The sequence below is a fragment of the Streptomyces aculeolatus genome (assembly GCF_020400605.1).
In the GTDB taxonomy this organism is placed as follows: Bacteria; Actinomycetota; Actinomycetes; order Streptomycetales; family Streptomycetaceae; genus Streptomyces; species Streptomyces aculeolatus.
Genome location: NZ_JAINRD010000136.1, coordinates 1 through 226, shown reverse-complemented (window position 1 = coordinate 226; position 226 = coordinate 1). Strand labels below are relative to the sequence as shown.

The 226-nt window shown below is 68.1% G+C and carries 1 protein-coding gene; it reads left to right on the top strand.

Annotated elements, in window-relative coordinates:
- Positions 1-226, top strand: a 226-nt coding sequence (locus LG396_RS39050; RefSeq protein ID WP_225798351.1) for a hypothetical protein, incomplete at both ends; no start/stop codon positions are given.

Sequence of the window (226 nt, the reverse complement as noted above, 5' to 3'; positions counted from 1 at the left end):
GTGCTTCCAGGCCAATCAACCTGTGGTTGCCGCGGCTAGCCTCAATCCCGCGCGTTTGGTGGCGGAGGCGGAAGCCGGCGCGCTGCCCCCGATGTTGCGCAGTCTGACACCGACGTCCAGCAGAGTCTCCCGCCCCCAGGCGCAGGCTGCGCGCGACGACCAGGACGGTTCGCTGGTATCGCGATTGGTCGGCCTGCCCTCCGAGCAGCAACTTGACTCCCTGCTC